The sequence below is a fragment of the Hymenobacter sp. HSC-4F20 genome, from assembly GCF_019599275.1.
Taxonomy (GTDB): Bacteria; Bacteroidota; Bacteroidia; order Cytophagales; family Hymenobacteraceae; genus Hymenobacter.
Window position 1 is genome coordinate 761,506 of sequence record NZ_JAHZTD010000002.1, and the last position, 22,502, is coordinate 784,007.

Below are 22,502 nucleotides of genomic sequence, written 5' to 3' on the forward strand. Positions count from 1 at the left end.
TTGCGCAGCCAGAGCAGAAAACTCACCCTTTCACTATCTCACTATTTCACCATTAACCTGTACTTTTGGCCCTGCGCGCCGCGGCGTGCTCCTATCTATCTTCTCCAAAACCGCACCCCATGAATTTGCCCGCCAGCCTGAAGTACACGAAAGAGCACGAATGGATTCGCGTGGAAGGCGATGTTGCCATCATCGGCATCACCGACCACGCGCAGAAAGAACTCGGCGACATCGTGTACGTGGACATTGATACCCTCGACAAAGAAGTAGCTCAGAACGAAGTATTTGGCACGGTGGAGGCCGTAAAAACGGTTTCTGACCTGTTCAGCCCCATCAGCGGCACCGTGCTGGAGGTGAACAGCGCCCTGGACGGCAGCCCCGAGCTGGTAAACTCTGACCCCTACGGCGAAGGCTGGATGGTGAAAATCTCCATTGCCAATGCGGGCGAGCTGGAAGGCCTGCTCACCGCTGACACCTACGGCGAGTTGGTAGGCGCCTAGCCTACAGCTCCTGCATCTGCTGGCCGTGTTATCTACCGCGCCGCCCCCGTCCCGCCGCCGGGCCCTAGTGGTCCTGCCGCTGGCGTGGGCGGCGCTGGTATTTTTCCTGACCCTGACCCCGGCTCAGGAAATGCCCAATACCCCGCACTGGGAGCTACTGGCATTCGACACGGCGGCGCATGCTTTCGTGTTTTTAGTGCAAGCTGTGCTGACGGTTTTTTCAGCAAGACGGCAAGCCTGGTTTCCGCAGCTGCGGACCCAGGCTTTTAGCGCTACCTTGCTGCTTACCGTGGGCATGGGGGCCGGTATTGAGGTGCTGCAAATGCTGATGGACCTGGGCCGCCAGGGCGAGTGGTCGGATTTACTCAGCGACTCCCTAGGAGTAATAGCGGGCTTGCTGCTGATGTGGACTACGCGGCGCTTCTGGCAATGAAAGCGCTTGGCTCCAGTTGCGGCTTCCGGCCCTACCCCGCTGCGCTGGCCATTACCTTAGCGGGCCTGCTGCTGGCTCCGGCTGCCCACGCACAGAACATGCCCCGCGTGCGGCGCACTATTGCCACGCTGGCTTCACCTGCCTTTCACGGCCGCGGCTACGTCCGTGAGGGTGAGCATAAGGCGGCCCGGTACCTGCAGCAGCGTTTTCGCCAGCTGGGTTTGCAGCCCCTAGCTCCTGAGTATGCCCAGCCGTTTACGCTGGATATAAATACGTTTCCGGGTAAGCTAGACCTGAGCCTGAGCCTGGGGATGCTCCGCTTCCCGGGGTTAGGTAGTACTCGTCGGCTGCGGGTAGGTCAAGAGTTTATTGCCGCCCCTTCTTCGGGTAGCGGCAAAGTGGGCGGTCCGTTTTCGGCGGTACCCATTCTGCGCTTCGATACCCTGGCCTTCACCAGCACTGCCGCCCAGCAGCAGTTGTTGCGGCACGCTTGGCACGGAGGAGGCTGGGTGCTTCGGGCGGTCGATGAGCCTCGCCTGGCCACACTCCCGATGCCCGTACGCCACCACCTTGATTCGGCGGCGATTCGGCTGATCCTGGTACCGAAGCTTACTGCTTCCCTGGCCGCTGAGCAGGCCTCCCAACTGCAGCTGCAGGTGCTCGATTCCGTGTGGAATCGTATTCCCTCCACTGCCAGCGGCCCCACCGTGGCGCTGGTAACCGCGCAGGTAGAGGCCGTAATGCGGCGGCAGTACCACACCCAGAACGTCATCGGCTACCTGCCCGGGCGCCTCCAGCCTGATTCTTTCCTGGTCGTGACGGCACATTATGACCACCTTGGGCGGATGGGGAAACGCACCTACTTCCCAGGTGCCAACGACAACGCTAGTGGTATGGCTATGCTACTGGAGTTGGCTGCCCACTACGCTCGCCCCGAGAATCGTCCGGCTTGCTCCCTGCTCTTCATTGCCTTCGGGGCCGAAGAAGCTGGGCTGCTTGGCTCGAGGTACTTTGTGGAGCATCCGCTCGTACCCCTGGACCGCATCCGGTTTCTAGTAAACCTGGATTTGCTGGGCACGGGGGAGCAGGGCGCTACCGTCGTAAATGGCCGGGTGTTCGAGCCCCAGTACCAGCAGCTCGTGCAGCTGAACGCGGCGGGCCACTACCTGCCTGCCCTGGCTGCCCGGGGCCGCGCCGCCAACTCCGACCACTATTACTTCTCGGAGCGCGGGGTACCGTCGTTTTTCTTCTACACTCGCGGGGGCAGCAGCGCCTACCACGATGTTGCCGACCGTCCGGAGCATCTCTCGCTGCACGGCTTTATTGGCTTATTCAACCTCCTGCGCGACTTCCTGAATCAGCAGGGTGCCCGCTAGTCTCTCGCTTTCCCTGGCAAGCGAAAGCCCGGAACACTACCCATTATGGCGTGTTCCGGGCTGTTACCTGATCGTCTGATCAGAGGATTGGCGCTAGCTTAGCTGTTGGCTTTGAACGAAGACATAATCTGTTTCGCTACGTTTTCCCACTCCGGCTTCTGACGATCGGCGCAGGTGAAGGTGCACATCAGCAATTTACCTTCCACGTCGGTGAAGAAGATGAGGTTGTATACCTCGTGGCCAAGTTCGGGCTTCATCAGCTCCATGTAACCCACCTTGCGGCCGTTCACTTCCTTCACACCGTGGTTAAACCACTTGGCTTCCTTGAACTGCTTGGCGTAGGTCTTGTAGAAGTTGTCCGAGTACATGTCGATCATGTCCTGATCGGCCGTGTTGTCGGTGTACGAGAAGGCAATGCTGGCCTCCTTGTTGTTGGTGTAGATAACGCTGGGGCGGCTCTGCGCTTTGGCGTAGTTGAAGTCCATTTGCTGCTCGCTCATCACCTCAAAGCCTTTGGGGATGAGGATCTCCACCCGCTCGCTCAGCACGCGCTTTTTGATCAGCTCCACTTCGGCGAAGGGACGGGCAGCCATCAGCAGCAGCATCAGGCAGAAAACTTGGGTAGCGAGTAATACTTTTTTCATAAGTCTGGACTGAAAAAAGGTGGAGTTCAAAAGCAGTTTAGTAATCCGAAGAGTGAAGAGTCGCTCTGTTTGGATAACACAATTTACGCACAATATCTTAAGCTGCAAGTATTTTACAAAAAAATAATTTATAGCTCTGAGGCAAAACTGCGCTAAACCCAATGAAAATGCGGCTTTAATGCGTAAAAAAGCATTTTAAGAACAAGGAATAGAGAAGAACCGGTGCTGAGCCATCCCTGAAAAATCCCAATAATGTATTGGGAATAGCCTATACGAAATACTAGCGGCAAAGTTCAATTCCCGGGGCAGCCCCGACCTCTTTTCTCGCCTCTAGTACTTAAAGAATGTTGTTGATTTGTTCCTTGATCTTCTCTAACTCTTCCTTCATGCTTACGACCAAATGCTGGATGGTAGAGTCGTTAGCTTTGGAGCCGATGGTGTTAATTTCCCGACCAATTTCCTGCGAAATAAAGGCTAATTTCTTTCCGGTGGGCTCAGGCAGGCCGGCCGTTTCGGCGAAGTAGTGCAAATGGTTGATCAACCGCACTTTTTCCTCGGCAATATCAAGCTTCTCAATGTAGTAGAGAATTTCCTGCTCGAAGCGCACGGGGTTGAAATGCTCACTGCTGGTTACCTCGGCCAGGTGGTTTTGCAGCCGCTGCCGCACTTGCTCAATGCGAGTGGGGTCGTGGCGCTCCACGTCGGCCAGCAGGATGCGGATGCGGTCCACGTAGCCTAGGATTTCCGTAGTCAGGGCCTGGCCTTCGTCGCGGCGGAACTGGTTGACGCGGTCCAGGGCCTGCTGAAGCAGCGGGAGCAGCTCTTCCCAGGGTGTTTCTTCTTCTTCCTCCGTGGCGGCTGTGGCATCAGTAGGGATGCGCAGGGCCCCAGGCAGGGCGTGGGCCACGGCCGTAAGCTGTTCCAGGGACAGGCCCACTACCTTACTTAAGCCCTGCAGCTCACGGCAGGCCACCATTAGAGCCTCGGTATTCACTATAGAACCCTGCGCGCCCGTTGCGCGCGGGCGCGTGAAGTCCAAGTTGAGGTTAACCTTGCCCCGGATCAGGCTCTTGGTGACCAGGTTACGGATTTCCAACTCCCGGTCGAGCAGAAACCGGGGAAGGCGCAGGCTCAAGTCCAAGGTCTTGGAATTAAGCGACTTAATCTCGACGGTGGCGGAATAGCGGTCGGTTTCGCGGTGCGCAATACCGTAGCCAGTCATGGAAAGCAACATGGGCAGATGGGGGCAAAGTGAGGCAAAAGTAGCAGTTTCCCGCCGCGGGTGAAGGGCTTACCGGGGCGGTAACATAAGCATAACCTACCCACAATATTAGCATAACAGGGTCAGTCTAGCTTTGTGAAACCTTTCTAAACCCTGGCAATGCGGCGGTCTTTACTTCTGTTTTTCTTCCTGACACTAAGCCACTTACTTCTAGCCCAGCAAGGTACGCTGAGTGGGAAAGTAACCGATAAAAAAACGGGGGAGGGCGCCATCGGGGCCACGGTGCTAGTGACCGGTACTACCCAAGCCGCCCCGGTGGAGCTGGACGGCTCTTACCGACTGAAACTATCCCCTGGCACCTATGCCATTACTATTCAGTCCATTGGCTACAGGCCTCTTACCTTCACCGGCATTCAGATTCAGGCCGACCAGACGACTACCCTTAACGGTGCCCTGGAAGAAAATGCCCAGGCCCTGAAGGAGGTAGTGGTAACCGGACAGAAGCAGACCGGCACCGAAGTAGCCATGATCCAGGACCTGAAAAAGGCCGAGGTAGTGGTGAGCGGCATGAGTAACGACCAGATTGTGAAGACCATGGACCGCGACGCGGCCGAGGTAGTGAAGCGGATTCCGGGCGTAACAATTCAAGCCAACAACTTTGTGGTAGTACGCGGCCTGGCCGAGCGCTATAATACGGTGCTGCTTAACGACGCGCTGACGCCCTCGGCTGAAACCGACACCCGCGCCTTTTCTTTTGACATTCTGCCCTCTTCGGTAATTGACCGGGTGTTGATTTTCAAGTCGGGCTCCCCGGATTTGCCCGGCGAGTTTGGGGGCGGGGTAGTGAAGGTGTACACAAAGAACTCAGTACTGGAAAACGGGACTACTTTCTCTATTTCCTCCTCGTACCGCGCCAACACTACCTTCCAGAACTTCAGCCACACGCAGGGCAGCAGCACCGATGTGCTGGGCTTCGACAACGGCCGGCGCTCTTTGCCCAACAACGCTCCTGCCAGCGTGGTAGTAGGTCAGGGCGTGAGCAGCTCGGAGTCGGCGCGGTTCGGTCAGAGCCTGCGCAACGATTGGGTAGCCCGCACCGGCCAAGCCCTACCCGACCTGCGCCTGTCGCTGGGGCTGCTGCGTAAGTTTGAAATCGGGCAGGCGTACCTGAGCAACGTTACCTCGCTGTCTTACAGCAACACCCGCGAGCAGTACAACGTGACGCGCAACGACTATGAGCAGCAGCGCGAAGCCGATGGCCGCTACAAGCCCAAGTATGAGTTCATTGACAAGCAGTCGAACACGAACGTGCGCCTGGGCCTGATTCATAACTGGCAGCTGCGCCTCAACGACCGTAACCGCCTGGAGTTGCGCAACTTCCTGAACCAGATGGGCCAGGACCAGGTAGTAGCCCGCAGCGGCGCCTACCTGGAGCGCGACCAGGACCGCCGCGACTTTGCCCTGCGCTACATGAGCCGCACCATTTACTCGGGGCAGCTGCAGGGTACCCACGACCTGACGCCCCGCACCACCCTGACCTGGCTGGGCGGCTACAACTACGTGAACCGCAACGAGCCTGACTACCGCCGCTACCGCTCTCTGCGCTACCTCAGCGACCCAGACACCGAGCCCTTCCGCATCCAGATTCCGGCCCAGGGCAACCTATTTGAAGCCAGCCGCTTCTTCTCTACCCTCAGCGAAAATACGGTGGCCGGCAGCGGCCAGCTGGAGCAGCGCTGGACGGGCCGCGACACAACCAAGGCCAACGAGTACAAACTGCGGGTGGGCTTCTACGCCGAAAACAAAGACCGCACCTTCGATGCTCGCTTCTTCTCCAACGTGCGCGGCAACGAGGAAACCTTCCGCCGCTCCATTGAGCGCGAAGGCATCGAAACGATTTTCCGCCCCGAGAACTTCGACCCCGTAACCGGCCTGGTGGTAAGCGAGGGCACCCGCCCCACCGATAACTACCGCGGCACCAACCGCCTGCTGGCATCTTACGTGAGCTTGGTAGCCCCCATTTCCGACAAGTTTAACATCTCGGGTGGGGTGCGCCTGGAAAACAACCGCCGCCGCATTGAGGTGGCCGCTGCTCCCGAGTACAACGACGGCTACACCCGCACCGTGGTGCTCCCCTCGCTGAATGCGGCTTACAATTTCACCCAACGCTCCTTGCTGCGCCTGGCGGCCAGCACCACCGTCAACCGCCCCGAGTTCCGGGAAATGGCCAGCTTCCAGTACTTCGACTTCGCCAATAACTGGCTGGTGGAAGGCAACCAGAAGCTGCGCGAGGCCACCATCTACAACGCCGACCTGCGCTACGAGTTCTACCCTTCGCGCGCCGAAATGGTATCGGTGGCTGCCTTTTACAAGCACTTCGACCGGCCAGTAGAAAGCATTATCAAGGAAGCCACCGGCGACCTGCTGACCCTGACCTACACCAACGCCCGCCAAGCCTACGATTACGGCCTGGAAGTAGAAGCCCGCAAATCGTTCACGGAGTCGGCCTCGCCCTTCCTGCAGCGGCTGGGGGTCGTGCTGAACGCCTCCTGGATTAAGAGCCGCGTAACGCTGGGCGGCGACGCCGACAGCAGCCAGATTCAGAGCCGGGCCCTGCAAGGCCAGTCGCCCTACGTGATTAACACGGGCCTGTTTTACCAAGACGACGAGCGGGGCTGGCAGATTTCGGCCCAGTACAACGTTATCGGGCCGCGCATTGCCTTCGTGGGCGACCGGGACAACGGCAGCCTCTACGAGGTGCCCCGCAACGTGCTCGACCTGACGGCCACCAAAACCATTGCCCGCCGCCTCGACATTCGTGCTGGTATTCAGGACGTGCTCAACCAGCCCACCCGCCTTGTGCGCGACAGTGACTTCAACCAGAAGGCTACTTCCGCCGACCCGGTTTTCTCCAGCTTCCGCCGCGGCTCGTACTACACGCTGGGCCTGATCTTCCGCTTGTAAACAAAACGGTAACACCCGCCTAACACAAACATAACGCCCGCCGTAACCCGGCGGGCGTTTGTGTTCCTGACCTTTGCCTCGTCATTCAGCCACCACTCTTTCATCCTATGAAAAAGCTTTTACTCCCTGTTCTACTGGCCGCTACTTTGCTCGGGGCTGGCTCACTGGCCCAGGCGCAAACGGCCGCACCGGTAGTAGAAATCACCACGAATATTAGCACCAACACCACCTGGTCGAATAAGAATATCTACTTGCTGAAAAGCAACTTTATTTACGTAACGCCGGGCACAACCCTGACCATTGAGCCGGGCACCATTATTAAAGGAGACAAAACCAGCAAGGCGACCCTGGTAGTACAGCGCGGGGGTAAGCTGATAGCGGCCGGCACGGCCCAGCAGCCCATCGTCTTCACCTCGAACGAGGCCCCCGGCAACCGTCGCCGTGGCGACTGGGGTGGTATTGTAATTGCCGGCTCCGCGCCAGTGAACCTGACCAACCCCACTGTGGAGGCTACCCCCGACTCTAACTTCGGTGGCACAGACCCCAACGATAACTCGGGCATTCTGCGCTACGTGCGCATTGAGTTTCCCGGCATTGCTTTCGCCCCCGATACGGAAATCAACGGTCTGACCCTGGGTGGCGTAGGCGCCGGCACGGAAATCAACTACGTGCAGATTTCTTACTCCGGCGACGACGCCTTCGAGTGGTTTGGCGGCACCGTGAATGCCAAGCACCTGATTGCTTTCCGTACCCTCGACGACAACTGGGATACTGATAACGGTTTCCGCGGCAAGGTGCAGTACGCCTACTCCCTGCGCGACCCCAACGTGGGCGACGTATCGGGCTCCAACGGCTTCGAGAGTGACAACAACAAGGACGGCACCACGGCCACGCCCCAAACGGCCCCGGTGTTCTCGAACGTAACCGACATCGTGGAGCGCACCGCCGACCTGAATACCAATGTGCGCAGCGCCATGCACCTGCGTCGTAACTCGGCTATTTCTATCCTGAACTCGGTGTTTACGGGCTACCGCACCGGCCTGCTCCTCGACGGCTCGGCCTCCCAGGCCAACGCCACCAGCGGCGAGTTGCAGCTGCGCAACGACGTACTGGCCGGCATGCCCACCAACTACGCGCAGCAAAGCGGTGGCACCTACAACGTGCAGGGCTTCTTCGAGGAAGCCAGCCGGGCTAATACGGTGTACGCCGCCGAAAGCACCCTGCAGTTCCAGCAAGGAACCTATACCCTGACTAACCCCCTGGTGCTGCCCGGTGCTACCTCGCCCCTGCTCAGCGGTGCCGACTTCACGAATGCCAAGGTAACGGATGCCTTTTTTGATAAAGTGAACTTCCGTGGGGCCTTTGGCACCCAGGACTGGACCCAGGGCTGGACCAACTTCGACCCGCAGACTACCCCCTACACCTCGGGCATTGTGCTGGGCAGCCGGCCCAAGTCCGACCAGCTCCAGCAGCTAACCGTAACCCCCAACCCTACGGCCGGCGCAACAACCCTGCACTTTGATCTGAAGCGGGGCGGCACGGCCACGGTGCGCATCCTCGACCTGACCGGCCGCCAGGTAGCCACCGTCCTGACGGACCGCCAACTGGCCGCCGGACAGCAGCAAGTGTCTCTGCCTGAAACGCTGCACGCTGGCGTGTACGTGGCCACAGTTAGCACCAACGAAACCACCCAGTCGGTTCGGTTCGTGGTAGCCAACTAATTCTCTATTCATTATTCCTACTATCCGGTTATGAGCCGGCTACCTTCGGGTGGCCGGCTCTTTTGGTTTAAGGATAGGGGCTCCGGCGGCCTACTTCTGCCGGCCACCTTCTAACTTGCACGCATGTCTCTGACCCGCGTCCTGCACCTGCCCAAGTGGTATCCCCACGGCTACGACGACCAGGACGGCGACTTTGTAGCCCGACACGTGGCGGCCATTGCGCAGGCGGCTCCCCCCTCTTGGCACCCAGCCGTGCTACTGGCCACCGTAGCCCGGAGTCCCATACCCGGCCTTGTGGTGTGCGAAGAAAGCCTGACCGACCCCGTACCTACCCTACGATACTACTACCGCGCCCGCCTGACGGGCGTGCCCCCCCTGGATAAGCTCCTGAAGCTGGGGCTCTACTACTGGTGCCTAGCCCGGGGCTACCGCCGCCTGCAGCGCCACTGGGGGGCCCGCCCCGACCTAGTTCATGTGCACGTATTGCTGCGCACCGGCCTGTGGGCGTGGTGGCAGCGCTGGCGTCACGGCATTCCCTACCTCATTACCGAGCACTGGACGTTATACCTACCCGAACGTGCCGGGCACATTAGCTGGCTGCGCGCCCGCCTCACCCGCTTGGTCGTGCGCCGCGCTGCGACGCTGCACACCGTGTCGGAAAGCCTGCGGGACGCTATGGCCGGGCTGGGCTTTACTAACCCACGCAGCGTAGTGCTGGCTAATGTAGTAGACACCGACTTGTTCTGCCCCGCGCCTGCCCCGAGGGAGTTCGGGCGGCTGCTGGTTGTTTCAGCGTTTCATGAGCCGGTAAAGAATATCAGTGGCATTCTGCGGGTAGTAGCCCGGCTGCGGCCCCAGTGGCCGGCGCTGCGCCTGCGCCTGGCCGGCTACGGCCCCGACGAGCCGCACCTGCGCCGGCTGGCCGCCGAGCTAGGCTTGCTGGCGGATGGTACGGTTGCCTTCCTGGGAAAGCTGCCGCACCCGGCCGTGGCGTCGGAAATGCAGCGCGCCGCCGCCCTGGTTTCCTTTAGCCGGGCTGAAACCTTTGGCTGCGTGCTGCTGGAAGCCCGGGCCACCGGCTGCCCGGTAATTGGTCCGGCCACTGGCGGCGTACCCGAGCTGTTTCAGCCTGCCGGTACCTTTGGCGTGCTGGTTCCCCCCGATGACGAAGCCGCCCTCACGCGGGCGCTTACCGATCTGTTACAGGGGCGGCTGGTAGTGGATGCGAATCTGCTCCGAACCGACGCCGAGCGGCGCTGCGGCTACGCGCAGGTGGGCCGGCAATTTATTACCCTCTATACCAGCCTGCTACCTGAGGCTCAGCGTCTGGCGGCGAAAACGGACGCATCTTAGCCGCCCATTCGCTTTCTCTACCTATGCTGCGCCGCATTGCTCACAATTTTGCTACCCGCCTGGGCACGGCACTACTCAGCTTCGGCGTAGTCTGGCTGACGGCCCGCTACCTGGGTGCCGCGGGGCGCGGGGCCGTTAGCCTGTTCGTGACGGATTGCGCGGCGCTGCTGCTGTTCATTGGGCTGCTAGGTGGCTCCTCCCTTATTTATCTGGCCCCACGCCGCAACTTATGGCACCTGTTGCTACCCGCTTACGGGTGGGCGGTGGTCGTCTGCGCGCTAGGAACGGGGGCAGTAGCGGGCCTGCGTCAGCCCGGTACGGAATACCTGGGGCACCTGGCTGGCCTAAGTATTCTGCAGGCTTTTTTCTCCATCAACACGTCCTTGGTGCTGGGCCGGCGGCGCGAAACCACCTACAACCTGCTCCAACTCGGACAGGTAGCGTTGCTGGCCGGGGGCTTGCTCGTGGCGTTTCAGGCGGGCGAACCGTGGCTTTCCGTGCGCACCTATTATATAGTGTCCTATCTGGCCTACGGGCTGCCGCTGCTGCTAAGCTTCGGCCCGCTGCTGAGGCAGCCCGACCGGCGCCGGCGCCTGGGCCGCCGGCTGCGGGCCACTACCCGGGAGCTGGCCCGCCACAGCCGGGGGGCTCACTTCTCCAACATTCTGGCCTTCGCCAACTACCGCCTCGGCTACTATTTTGTGGCCCATTACGCCGATGTCCGGGCCGTGGGGGTGCTGTCGGTGGGGGTGGCGCTGGTGGAAGCAATCTGGCTGATTCCGCGCAGCGCCGCCCTGGTGCAGTACGTCGATTTGGTGCACTCCGCAGCAGCCGGCCCCCTACCCAATTCGGCGCTCCGAGTGGCCCGCCTCACGGTGCTTGGCACGGCCGCGGCGGTAGTGGCTCTTATTGCATTACCGGTGGCCGTTCTCACCGGCATCTTCGGGCCAGAGTTTGGGGCCTCCCGCCCGGTGATGGTGCTGCTGGCGCCCGGCACGGTCCTGATGGCCGTGCAGATGCTGGTAAGCAGCTACTTTGCCGGACTGGCCCGCTACCGTATCAATAACCTGGCCTCGGTGGTGGGGCTGGGCGTTACGTTGCTGGCCTGTGTAGTTTTAATTCCGCGCTTCGGCATTCGGGGAGCGGCGCTGGCCGCCACGCTTTCCTACACCGCTTCCACTGGTTACCTGCTGCTAGAGTTTCGCCGGGCTACCGGCGTCTCCCTCACGGCATTTCTGCCCCGCCCGGCCGATGTGGTCTACTACTGGCAGCTGATCAGGGCCGGCCGCGCCTAGCCAACCGGCTTCACGGTTACCTCAAACCAGGGGGCTGGGTCGGCCCACGGGTCTGGGGTTCGGACCGGCAGCGGGTGGGGCGTGTACAAAGCGCAGAGAGTATTGCCAACTTGTACGAGCTGCCCTGGAGCATCAGCGGGCAGCCCATCCAGAATGCCCGCCACTACCTCCCAGCGCGGCTGGCCTGGCTGCCGGCTGGCGTCGTGCCACACCACCACCGTCTCGGGCCCAACCAGGTGCTGGAATACACGCCGCGTATCAGTGCGCACGGCTTCGTAACGGTGGTCGCCGTCGATGAACACGAGGTCGAAGGTACCCAGCGGGCTTAGGTCGTAGGTAGCCGAGTTGCCGTGCAGATGGTGCACCGCGGGCAGAGGCCGCGAGAAAAAGCCGTGCAACTCCACGTAGCGCTCATCGGCCCCGCGGGCCCGCAGTTCCGCCCCCGACAGATTGAGGGTATATACTTCCGCGGCTACCTCCGCTACATTGGCGGCACTCTCCCCGCGCCAAGTTCCAATCTCGAAGTAGCGTCCGTTTTCCACCTTCCGCAACAGGGCCCGCAGCAGAGCCAGATCCGTAGGCAGGGAGCCCCCATCCCGGAACGCAAAGGGCCGGACGGTTTCGCCGGCGGCGGGCAGCAGCTCGGGCAACGACACTAAGGGTAGGCCCGCGGCGGTTAATGACCAGCGCGCGCCGTGGCGCAGCGCTTGAGTCCGCCAGGCACTTTCGTCGGCGGCCAATACATGGTTTAGCAGCCACGGGTTGCGCAGCAGGCTACCCAGGCCGCGCAGGGTTTTGGTAAGTCGTGACAAGTGCTGAAATAGTAACTGAGTGATTAAGTCTTTGTATGAATAGATGCTACTCCGCTTGCGTCTGTAACGCAGCTAATGCATGAAGCCCATCATTTCACGAACTCACCATTTCACTTACGCACCGCTTAGCTAATAGGAACTTTGCGCAGAATCGCCTCAATCATATCCTGGGTGCGGATGCCGTCGGCTTCGGCCTCGTAGTTGAGCAGAATACGGTGGTTGAGCACGTCGGTGGCCACCTCCTTGATGTCCTCGGGTAGCACGTAGTCGCGCTCATCCAGGAAGGCTACCGCTTTGGCTGCCCGGTGCAGGGCAATACTGGCCCGGGGGCTAACGCCAAACTGCACGTACTGCTGAAACTCAGTAAGGTCGTACTCGGCGGGCTTGCGGGTGGCAAACACCAGCTCAATGATGTACTTTTCCAGCGTTTCCGAAATCTGCACCTGATTGATCTGCTGGCGGATACCAAAAATATCCTCTTTGGTCAGCACGGGGCTTACCTCGCCCACGTAGCTCATGTTGGCCATGCGGCGCATTACCTCCAGCTCGTCGGTTTTCTTGAGGTAATCGACGTACACCTTCATCATGAAGCGGTCGACCTGGGCCTCGGGCAGCGGGTAGGTTCCCTCCTGCTCCACCGGGTTTTGGGTGGCCAGCACCAGAAACGGCAAATCCAACGGGTAGGTGGTTTCGCCAATGGTCACCTGTTTTTCCTGCATAGCCTCCAGTAGGGCGCTCTGCACCTTGGCTGGGGAACGGTTCACCTCGTCGGCCAGCACTAGATTGGCAAAGATGGGGCCCTTCTTTACTTCAAACTCCGACTGGTTCTGGTTGTAGATCATGGTGCCTACCAGGTCGGAGGGCAGCAGGTCGGGGGTGAACTGCACGCGCTGAAAATGCAGGTGCAGCACCTTTGACAGGGTGCTAATTGTAAGTGTTTTAGCCAGCCCCGGCACGCCTTCCAGCAAGATGTGCCCGCCCGTAAACAGGCCAATAAGCAAGCGGTTCAGCATGTAGTGCTGTCCCACTACTACTTTGCCTACCTCAGCAAACACTTGCTTGATTTTCTGCTGGTAATCGGGAGCCGAAGCGGAAGGCGTGGGCGTCATACGGAAGCAAACAGGTCTAGGAAGCTTAAAGGTAGAGAAACCCGCTCACTACGCCGCAAAAGCCAGTGCCAGGAAGCTGCACGGCTAGCTGACGGAAGGCCGCCGCTTTTATAAAAAAACACGTGCGCCCTAGCATATAACAACGTAACATTCTCTATATTTAATGTAGTGAAGCTGTTGATCTTGTGTGTTGTCAGCCTTGTTCGGCTACCCTGCTCCTACCGCGCTAACCTTTTGAGGTATAAGTCTTTGCCAAGCTCTCTGCGCTAGGCTGCGCGCTGCGCCCTTCCCTATTGCTCCGCCCTGCTTTCCTTCCCACCCCTGGTTTATTTCCGCATGAAAACACGTATCCTCTTTTTGCTGCTGGTACTCGGCAGCTATTGCGCAACCGCACAGCCTGCTTGGCACTGGGTTAACCAGCTCACTAGCTCCGGGGCCGTTGTCTCGGCCCGAGGAATTATCACCGACGCAGCAGGCAATAGCTATGTTACGGGCTCTTTTAAAGGCACGGCCGCCTTTGGCCGGCTGACGCTCACCAGCCGGGGCGCTACCGACTTATTTCTCGTGAAATATAACCCGGCGGGCAATGCCCTGTGGGCCACCCAACTTGGGCACAGCCCCACTACTCCGTCGTACTACCCGACGACCGAGGCGCAAGGAACCGATGTTGCGCTGGACGCGGCCGGCAACGCCTATGTGATTGGCAACTTCAACGGTACCGTAAGCTACGGCACTTCTAAAACCATCAGCAGCTTCGACCCCAACTTTACTTCAGCCCTGGTAGCTAAGTTTAACAGCCGAGGGCAAGTGCAGTGGGTAGAGCGCTTTGGAATTCCGCAGTTTGGCTGCTACGGCTATGCTATTGCCACCGATGCCGCGGGTAATAGCTACGTCACGGGCCAATCAGACTACGGTGGCATCCGGTTCGGGAACCAGACCGTGGGCAACAGCCGGCGGGTAATGTATGTGGCCTGCTACACAGCTACCGGGGCGGTGGCGTGGGCGAAAGTATCGGGCAACTATTCTACCTACGGCGCCAGCGGCTCGGATGTAGCCCTTGATGGCCGGGGCAACTGCCTGGTAGGCGGCTTCTTCAATAATGATATTACCCTGGACGGTGCAGCCCTCACCACTACCGGGGCCGATGCCTACCTGGCTAGCTTTAACGCCGCATCGGGCAGCCTGCAATGGATCCGGCAGGGGGGCGCTTCGGGCAACAAGTACATTTACATTAGTGCCCTGGCTACTGATGCCCAAGGCAACGTGTACGCCGCCGGCAACTATTACGACGCCACTGCGCTCGGGGGGCACCCGCTGGTCAGCACCGGGGAGTCCGACCAGTTTGTGGCCCGCTACACCCGCACCGGGGCACTGCAGTGGGTGCAGTCAGTAGGGAGCAGCGCCGCAGAGTACAGCACCTGCCTCACAGCTACTCCTAAGGGGTATTGTACCGTGGTTGGCCGCCGGCTAAACGCCGCCTACGAAGCCCAGACGGTGCTCTACGGCGTTCAGCCCAGTGGCGCTATCACCTACTCCGAAACGCTGGGTAGCAGCGGCAGCTGCACGGCGGCCAGTATCGCCCAGGACCAGACCGGCAAGCTTTACCTGACGGGCACCCTGGCCGGGGCCGCCACGTTCGGCAAAATCACCCTCCAGACGGGTAGCCGCACCGATGGGTTCGTAGCCCGCCTGCACGAACAGACTTCCCAGCCATCGGGCAACAGCGAGAGCAAGCCGGCCCTTGAAGTGTACCCGAACCCGACGCGGGGCCGTCTTACAGTTGGCCTGCAATGGACTGCCCCAGGCTTGCTGCTGGCTGGTAAAGCGCTGCTGCACAACGTCCAGGGGCATCTTGTGGCTACGCAACCTCTCCTACCCACTACGGGCAGTCGGGCACAGGCTGTCTTTGACTGCGCTACCCTGCCTGTGGGCCTGTACGTGCTAAAGCTTTATACCCCTGACGGTACCAGCTACAGTCGGAGCGTAGAAGTGAAGTAGCCTCCTGCACATAGTAGAGGTCCAAAGAAAAAGCCCCTGGGCATAGTACCCAGGGGCTTTTCGTACCAGAGACGGGACTCGAACCCGTACGTCCGTGAAGACAAGGGATTTTAAGTCCCTCGTGGCTACCATTACACCACTCTGGCAGGTTTATATAACACCATTAACGATGCAGCGCAGCAAAGTAACTCTAAAAACGTTAAATACTGAAGCACTCGGGGCCTTTTAAGTTGCGAAGGTTCCCTTCATGGGCTGGCTTGTCCAGGAGCCGATATAAAGCAAAAGACCCTGCCGTTTAGCAGGGTCTTTTTGGAGCGGGAGACGAGGTTCGAACTCGCGACCTCGACCTTGGCAAGGTCGCGCTCTACCAACTGAGCTACTCTCGCTTTTGATCTTGGCGCCGTAGTGGCGTTTTGATGTGACAAAGGTAGCACAGGAAATCCTGAAGTCAAGAGGCACCCCAAAAAAAATCGTCATTCTTTCTTGGCTCAGCGCCTTTTTTACTGATTTTCAGGCAGAAAAATTTTAGATAAAAAGTCTGATTTCGGACTAACCATGGTACTGTCCTCCTATCAGGTCGCCAAAATTCGGCCCGCCGTTCCAGTAGCGAAGCAAAAGTTCTTCGTCACTGGAACGGCGGGCCAGGTGTGGTAAGTATTGGGCAAAACCAACAGCTCATCAGGTGGGCTTGCCGCTCACGGTCAACTTTAGCTCATTGAGCTTTAGCAGGGCCTCAATTGGGGTTAGAGTGTTTACATCGAGCTGCTCCAGCAGCTCCCGTACTCGCTCCAGGGCCGGATCGGCGGGCTCAAACATGCTGAGCTGCAGGCTCGGACGCGGAGCGTTGTGCACCGCCGCCGCTGGTTGAGCCTTAGGGCCGCGCACTGCCACTTCCGTAGCTGGCGAGTGCCCGTTGAGGGGCGCTACTTTGCCCGTGGCAGGAGCATCTGTCAGCCCAGCCAGCACTTCGTCGAACTCCGTGGGTACATTGGTATCCAAGCCGGCCGAGGCGCGCTCTTGCTCCAGATGATGCATGATTTCATTGGCGCGTAACACCACGGAGGTCGGCATACCGGCCATGCGGGCTACGTGAATACCAAAAGAGTGCTCCGACCCGCCTTCGCGCAGCTTGCGCAGGAACAGAATGCGGCCGTCGGCCTCCTTTACGGCCACGTTGTAGTTACGCACCCGCGGACAGTCGTCGGCTAGCTGGTTAAGCTCGTGGTAGTGGGTAGCAAACAGGGTTTTAGCGCGGGCCTTGGGCGAGTTGTGCAGGTGCTCCACAATGGCCCAGGCAATGCTGATGCCATCATAAGTGCTGGTACCCCGCCCGATTTCGTCCATGAGCACTAGGCTGCGGTCGGAGAGGTTGTTGAGGATAGAGGCCGTTTCGGTCATCTCCACCATGAAGGTGCTTTCGCCCTTGCTCAGGTTGTCGGAAGCGCCTACACGAGTGAAGATTTTGTCGATGACGCCGACATGAGCCGCATCGGCGGGCACGAAGGAGCCAATTTGGGCCAGGAGCACAATCAGGGCCGTCTGGCGCAGCAGGGCCGATTTACCGGCCATGTTCGGGCCCGTAATCACCACAATCTGCTGATCTTCCTGGTCCAGGCGAATGTCGTTGGGGATGTACTGCTCGCCGGGAGGGAGCTGGCGCTCAATAACGGGGTGGCGGCCAGCGGTGATGTCGAGGGTAGTCGAGTCATCAACCACGGGCTTCACGTAGCGGTGCTGGCGGGCCGTGGCAGCGAAGGAAGCCAGGCAGTCGGCGACACCAATGGCGCGGGCGTTCTGCTGAATCTGGGCCACGTACTCGGCGGCGAACAGCACCAGCTCGTTGTAGATGTTCTGCTCAATGACGAACAGGCGCTCCTCGGCATGCAGAATCTTCTCCTCGTAGGTTTTCAGCTCCTCCGTGATGTAGCGCTCGGCATTCACCAGGGTTTGCTTCCGAATCCAGGTGGCGGGCACTTTGTCCTTATGGGCATTCGTCACCTCAAGGTAGTAGCCGAACACCTTGTTATAAGCTACTTTCAGGGAGCCGATGCCGGTTTCCTGAACGGCACGCTGCTGAAGCTGGAAGAGGTAGTCTTTACCTGAAAAGGCCATTTGACGCAGCTCATCCAGTTCCTTGTCAACCCCATCGTTCAGCACCCCGCCTTGGTTAGTGAGAATGGGCGCGTCTTCCTTGATTTTCACCCGGATTTCCTCGCGCAGGGCGGCGCAGGGATTGAGTTGGTCAGCCAGCTTTTGCAGGGCCCGCACCCCCGAGGCTGCCAGCTGCTCCCGGATGGGCCCAATAGCTTCCAGGGCGCGGGCCAGCTGCAGCAGCTCCCGGGGATTTACCCGGCGCACGGCCACCTTGGAAATCAGGCGCTCCAAGTCGTTGATCTGGCGTAGGTGCTGCACCAGGGTTTCCAGCAGCTCAGGCGTTTGCAGCAAAGCATCTACTGTGTCGAGGCGGCGCTGAATCTGGGCGGGCTCCTTTAGGGGCAGCACTACCCACTTGCGCAGCAGACGGGCACCCATGGGCGTCACGGTCTGGTCCAGAATATCAATGAGGGGCACGCCGCCGGGGTGCTGAGGCTGCACCAGCTCCAGGTTGCGGACAGTGAACCGGTCGAGCCACACATACTTGTCTTCTTCCAGCCGCCCGATGCTGCCGATGTGGCCTACGTCGGTGTGCTTGGTTTCGGCCAGGTAGTGCAGAATGCAGCCCGCGGCCGTAATACCTTCACGCAGCCCGTCAATGCCAAAGCCTTTGAGGGAGGTGGTATTGAAGTGGCGCGTGAGCGTGTCGTGGCCGTAGTCGAAGCCGAACACCCACTCATCGAGGGCATAGTGGCAGAAATCGGGGCCGAAGTGCCCCTCAAACTCATGGCGACTTTTTTTGCAGAACAGGACTTCGGCAGGCTGGAAGTTTTGGAGCAGCTTGCCCAGGTACTCTACTGTGCCCTGAGCCACTAGAAACTCCCCAGTGCTGATGTCGAGGAAGCTGATACCGGCTTCCTGCTTGCCGAAGTGCACGGCGCAGAGGTAGTTGTTGCTCTTGCGCTCCAGCACGTTGTCGTGCAGACTCACGCCGGGCGTTACCAGTTCGGTAATACCGCGCTTAACCAGCCCTTTGGCTTGCTTGGGGTCTTCGAGCTGGTCGCAGATAGCCACGCGCTGCCCAGCCCGCACCAGTTTGGGCAGGTAGTTGTCGAGGGCGTGGTGAGGGAAGCCGGCCAACGGAGTTTCCGACGAGGTGCCGGCTCCGCGCTTGGTCAGGGTAATATCCAGGATGCGGGAGGCCGTGACGGCATCCTCCCCGAAGGTTTCGTAGAAGTCGCCTACCCGAAACAGCAGCACGGCGCCGGGATGCGCTTGCTTGAGCTGATAGTACTGCTTCATCAGCGGCGTATCAACTACGGGCGCGGGCCCAAGGGAGCCGTGCGTGCGGATAGGTTTTTTATCGGGCTTGGAAGTAGCAGTTTTCACTAGCGGAAGCGGAATGTGGCGCGAAGCTCCAGCTTCGCGAATCGTGGGAGGCAACAAGGGCCGTGCTGGGGCACCAGGCGTTGGACAACGGCGCGCGCAGCTGGAGCTTCGCGCCGCGGGCCGGCAGCAGGCTCAACAGCCGCTGCGTGGCCGGGCGTTCCTACCTTTGCTCCTATGCGCAAACTCTCCATGGAAGAGCTGAACCGGCTGACGGTAGCAGACTTCAAAAATACGCGAAAATTCCCCCTGACCCTAGTGCTCGACAATGTGCGCAGCCTGCATAACGTGGGGGCCGCCTTCCGCACCGCCGATGCGTTTGCCGTCGAGAAAATATGGCTGTGTGGCATCACCGGACGTCCGCCGCAGCGCGAAATCACCAAAACGGCCCTGGGCTCCACCGAATCCGTCGCTTGGGAGTACGCGCCCAGCACCGTGGCCGCCATTGAACAGTTGAAAGCTGCGGGCTACGTGGTAGTAGCCGTGGAGCAGACTACCGGCAGCCACCTGCTGCCCGTCTTTCAGCCTGACCCAGCCCGGCCCTACGCCCTGGTAATGGGCAATGAGGTGTTTGGGGTGGAGGACGAGGTGCTGGCTCTCTGCGACGCGGCCGTGGAAATCCCGCAGTTTGGCACCAAGCACAGCCTCAACGTGAGCGTGGCCGCCGGCGTGGTCCTCTGGGACTTCATTAGCAAGCTAGGCTGGGCCACCAGGACAACATAAGGCAACCCGAGTGCAAGCCTGTTAATAAAGCAAGGCATTTACTTAAAAGTAAGGGGGTGAAATAAGCATTTTGTTGTGTAGATTTGAACGAGTTGCCTCTTCGGGCAGCTCGCTTCCATTGCTCACACCTCTACTTACCTCTTTACCCCCTCTTGATGAAGTCAACTTTTACTCCTACGGCGCGGGCATTAACGGCAGCAGTCTTTCTGGCCGTACCAGGCCTGGCAGCGGCCCAATCCACGGCGCTTCTTGACCAGGCGCGCGCGGCGCTGCAAGCCCGCACTACCGCGCTGGGCCTGAAGAAAGCGGATGTAGCGGACCCCACCATAACTACCTCCTTCACCGACGCGCACAACGGTATTACGCACGTGTACTTGCGCCAGCGCTACCAGGGAGTAGAAATTTACAATGCCGTAGCCGATGTGCACTTAAACGCCAACGGCGGCGTGGCCAGCCTGCACAGCAGCTTTGTGGCCAACACGGCGGCGCAGGCGCGGCCTGCTACCCCTGGCCTTACGGCCGAGCAGGCCGTAGCCGCCGCCGCGCGGGCCCTGAACCTACCTACCCCGCAGGGACTGAAAGTAGAAAAAGCCGGAACTCCGGCAGCTGGCATCGAGTTTTCTCGGGCCGGTATTTCGCTGGAAACCATTCCGGTGAAGCTTATGTACCTGCCCCTGCCTAGTGGCGAACTGCGGCTGGTGTGGGACGTGCTGATTTACCCCACCCACGCCCAAAACTGCTGGAGCGTACGCGTAGATGCTGCTACTGGCGCCCTACTCGATCAGCAAGACCTGGTAATCAGTGAGCAGTTCAGCATGGCACCCCTGACGGCGCCCTTAGCCGCTGTAACTACCCCTACCCCGGCGGCCCCCACCGCAGCCCGCCCCACGGCCGGCAACAGCTACAACGTGTGGCCCATTACGGTGGAAAGCCCCAACCACGGCAGCCGCCAGGTAGTCACGGACCCCGCCGATCCGGCAGTTTCGCCCTACGGCTGGCACGACGTGGACGGTAAGCCCGGCGCCGACTCCCTGCGCACGGCCGGCAACAACGTGTACGCTTACGAGGACCGTAACAACCGCAACAACAATACTACCGAGCTGTGGCGCGGCGGCTACGCCCCCAAGGGTGGAACCAACCAAATCTTCGACGCCCCCTTTACCAGCGCCCTACCCACCGCCGCCACGTCTAACCTCGACGCGGCCATCATCAACCTGTTCTACTGGAACAACCTGATGCACGACGTGATGGCCCGCAAGGGCTTCAACGAGGCCAGCGGTAACTTCCAGGCTACCAACTACACCGGCGCGGGCAAGGGTGGCGACGCCGTATTTGCCGAAGCCCAGGACGCCAGCGCTGCTACTTCGGTGAGCCTCAACAACGCCAACTTCTCGACCTTGGCCGAGGGCCGTAATCCGCGGATGCAGATGTACCTCTGGGACCAGACTATCAACTCGGCCAGCATCACGGCGCCGGCTAACCTGGCCGGCTCAATTACCATTGCGGAAGGCGTTTTCACGCGGCGGCTCTCAAAAACCGGCCCTATCAATGGCAACCTGGTACTCGTAAACGATGGTACGGCTACGCCCACTTACGGCTGCGCGGCCTACTCCAATGCAACGGCCGTAAAGGACAATATTGCGCTGGTTGACCGAGGCGACTGCACCTTCGTAATAAAAGTGCAGCAGGCTCAGGCCGCGGGCGCCAAGATGGTAGTTATCATCAATAACAACGCGACGCAGGGTGCTGTTTCCTTCGGCGGTACCGCTGATACGGTTGGCATCCGGATTCCGGGCGTCATGATTTCCAAGGCCGATGGTGACCGGATTAAGGCCGTTCTGCAGGCGGGTACGCCCGTGAGCTTCTCGGCCAGCGGGGTTACCTACTACCGCGACGGCGACTTCGATAACGGCATTATTGCTCACGAATACGGCCACGGTATTTCAAGCCGCCTGACGGGGGGCGCAGCAGCTCCCAACTGCCTGCGCAGCGCCGAGCAGATGGGGGAAGGCTGGAGCGACTTCTTCGGGCTGTGGATGACAACTAAGCCGGGCGATGTAGGCGCCACCGGCCGCGGCATTGGTACGTACGCCAAGTTCCAGGCAACTACGGGGCCCGGCATTCGTCCAAACCCATACAGCACCAACCTGACTGTGAACCCGGCTACCTACGACTATATCGGTAAGACCGTAAGTGGTGTCAGCTACGCCGTTACCGACGGTACCGTCCCCGTTCACAACGTAGGGTATGTATGGGCCTCAGCACTTTGGGATTTGAACTGGGCCTTGATCGATAAGTATGGCTATAATACGGATCTGCGCGGCACTACCGGCGGCAACAACATTGCGCTGCAACTGGTTATCGATGGCTTGAAGCTGCAGGCCTGTAACCCTGGCTTTATTGATGGACGCAATGCCATCCTCAAAGCGGACTCCCTCAACAACAACGCCGCTAACTCGGCTATTATCTGGCGGGTGTTTGCTCGCCGGGGCCTGGGCTTCAGCGCCCGGCAGGGCAGCGCCAACAGCCTCACCGACCAAACTGCGGCCTTCGACATGCCCGCGGTGCTGAGCAGCCGCCCGCAGCTAAGCGAGAAACTACTGGAGGTGTACCCCAACCCGGCCCGCACGCAGGTGCTGGTTCGCACGCAGCTGAGCAGTGCTGCTCCCGTGCAGGTAGAAGTAGTTTCTTTGCTGGGGCAGCGCGTACGGACGCAGCAGGTGTCTGCTGGCCGCCTACAGCAGGAAGGGGTTGCTATTGATGTAGCTGACCTTGCCGGCGGAGTATATGTGGTACGCCTGACCACGTCGGAAGGTACCATCACCAAGAAAGTGGTGGTGCAGCACTAAGCCACCTACTACCTCTAAATCAG

General features: G+C 59.9%; 15 protein-coding genes and 2 tRNA genes. 10 read left to right on the forward strand and 7 right to left on the reverse strand.

What is annotated here, in order from left to right:
* Positions 1 to 119 precede the first annotated feature (119 nt).
* Genes gcvH through K3G63_RS13015 form a run of 3 tightly spaced genes read left to right on the forward strand, consistent with a single transcriptional unit; the run spans position 120 to position 2,309 of the window.
* Entirely contained in the window at positions 120 to 500 is a 381-nt protein-coding gene (gene gcvH, locus K3G63_RS13005) for a glycine cleavage system protein GcvH (protein ID WP_220614532.1), read from the forward strand.
* 25 nt (positions 501 to 525) lie between these two features.
* Positions 526 to 933 carry a VanZ family protein gene (locus K3G63_RS13010; RefSeq protein ID WP_220614533.1) on the forward strand — a complete coding sequence of 136 codons (408 nt, stop codon included), beginning with the start codon at positions 526 to 528 and terminating at the stop codon, positions 931 to 933.
* Positions 930 to 2,309, forward strand: coding sequence for a M28 family metallopeptidase (locus K3G63_RS13015; RefSeq protein ID WP_220614534.1), 1,380 nt, complete (start codon positions 930 to 932; stop codon positions 2,307 to 2,309). The genes K3G63_RS13010 and K3G63_RS13015 overlap by 4 nt, the downstream gene beginning before the upstream one ends.
* A gap of 98 nt (positions 2,310 to 2,407) precedes the next feature.
* Here the strand turns inward: K3G63_RS13015 and K3G63_RS13020 are convergent, their stop codons facing one another.
* Positions 2,408 to 2,953 carry a hypothetical protein gene (locus K3G63_RS13020; protein WP_220614535.1) on the reverse strand — a complete coding sequence of 182 codons (546 nt, stop codon included), beginning with the start codon at positions 2,951 to 2,953 and terminating at the stop codon, positions 2,408 to 2,410.
* Positions 2,954 to 3,290: 337 nt separating this feature from the next.
* The gene (locus tag K3G63_RS13025; RefSeq protein WP_220614536.1) at positions 3,291 to 4,187 is read right to left on the reverse strand and encodes a YicC/YloC family endoribonuclease; all 897 of its coding nucleotides are present in this window, start codon (positions 4,185 to 4,187) and stop codon (positions 3,291 to 3,293) included.
* Between the two features lie 147 nt (positions 4,188 to 4,334).
* On the opposite strand from K3G63_RS13025, the gene K3G63_RS13030 reads away from it, so the two are divergent.
* The 4 genes from K3G63_RS13030 to K3G63_RS13045 all read left to right on the forward strand — a co-directional run bounded on the left by K3G63_RS13030 (position 4,335) and on the right by K3G63_RS13045 (position 11,508).
* The gene (locus K3G63_RS13030) at positions 4,335 to 7,139 is read left to right on the forward strand and encodes a TonB-dependent receptor (RefSeq protein ID WP_220614537.1); all 2,805 of its coding nucleotides are present in this window, start codon (positions 4,335 to 4,337) and stop codon (positions 7,137 to 7,139) included.
* A gap of 107 nt (positions 7,140 to 7,246) precedes the next feature.
* Positions 7,247 to 8,860: a T9SS type A sorting domain-containing protein gene (locus K3G63_RS13035; RefSeq protein ID WP_220614538.1), complete on the forward strand. Its 1,614-nt coding sequence runs from the start codon at positions 7,247 to 7,249 to the stop codon at positions 8,858 to 8,860.
* 123 nt (positions 8,861 to 8,983) lie between these two features.
* Positions 8,984 to 10,213, forward strand: coding sequence for a glycosyltransferase (locus K3G63_RS13040; protein WP_220614539.1), 1,230 nt, complete (start codon positions 8,984 to 8,986; stop codon positions 10,211 to 10,213).
* A 23-nt stretch (positions 10,214 to 10,236) separates the two neighbouring features.
* Positions 10,237 to 11,508: a lipopolysaccharide biosynthesis protein gene (locus tag K3G63_RS13045; RefSeq protein WP_220614540.1), complete on the forward strand. Its 1,272-nt coding sequence runs from the start codon at positions 10,237 to 10,239 to the stop codon at positions 11,506 to 11,508.
* Here the strand turns inward: K3G63_RS13045 and K3G63_RS13050 are convergent.
* Positions 11,505 to 12,320, reverse strand: coding sequence for a class I SAM-dependent methyltransferase (locus tag K3G63_RS13050; protein WP_220614541.1), 816 nt, complete (start codon positions 12,318 to 12,320; stop codon positions 11,505 to 11,507). The genes K3G63_RS13045 and K3G63_RS13050 overlap by 4 nt on opposite strands.
* Positions 12,321 to 12,445: 125 nt before the next feature.
* Positions 12,446 to 13,429, reverse strand: a complete 984-nt coding sequence (locus K3G63_RS13055) for a MoxR family ATPase (protein WP_220614542.1) — start codon at positions 13,427 to 13,429, stop codon at positions 12,446 to 12,448.
* 336 nt (positions 13,430 to 13,765) lie between these two features.
* Here K3G63_RS13055 and K3G63_RS13060 point away from each other — a divergent pair, with 336 nt between their 5' ends.
* On the forward strand, positions 13,766 to 15,427 hold the full coding sequence (locus K3G63_RS13060) for an SBBP repeat-containing protein (protein WP_220614543.1): 1,662 nt from the start codon (positions 13,766 to 13,768) through the stop codon (positions 15,425 to 15,427).
* 63 nt (positions 15,428 to 15,490) lie between these two features.
* Here K3G63_RS13060 and K3G63_RS13065 read toward each other — a convergent pair.
* From K3G63_RS13065 to mutS, 3 genes are all read right to left on the reverse strand, one after another.
* Positions 15,491 to 15,573 (reverse strand) — tRNA-Leu (locus tag K3G63_RS13065).
* 164 nt (positions 15,574 to 15,737) lie between these two features.
* Positions 15,738 to 15,813: transfer RNA gene (locus K3G63_RS13070), tRNA-Gly, on the reverse strand.
* Positions 15,814 to 16,105: 292 nt separating this feature from the next.
* Positions 16,106 to 18,823, reverse strand: a complete 2,718-nt coding sequence (mutS, locus tag K3G63_RS13075) for a DNA mismatch repair protein MutS (RefSeq protein WP_259404495.1) — start codon at positions 18,821 to 18,823, stop codon at positions 16,106 to 16,108.
* 261 nt (positions 18,824 to 19,084) lie between these two features.
* Between mutS and K3G63_RS13080 the strand changes: the two genes are divergently transcribed.
* On the forward strand, positions 19,085 to 19,630 hold the full coding sequence (locus K3G63_RS13080; protein WP_220614545.1) for an RNA methyltransferase: 546 nt from the start codon (positions 19,085 to 19,087) through the stop codon (positions 19,628 to 19,630).
* A 155-nt stretch (positions 19,631 to 19,785) separates the two neighbouring features.
* Positions 19,786 to 22,479 carry a T9SS-dependent M36 family metallopeptidase gene (locus K3G63_RS13085; protein ID WP_220614546.1) on the forward strand — a complete coding sequence of 898 codons (2,694 nt, stop codon included), beginning with the start codon at positions 19,786 to 19,788 and terminating at the stop codon, positions 22,477 to 22,479.
* The last annotated feature ends 23 nt before the right edge of the window (positions 22,480 to 22,502 follow it).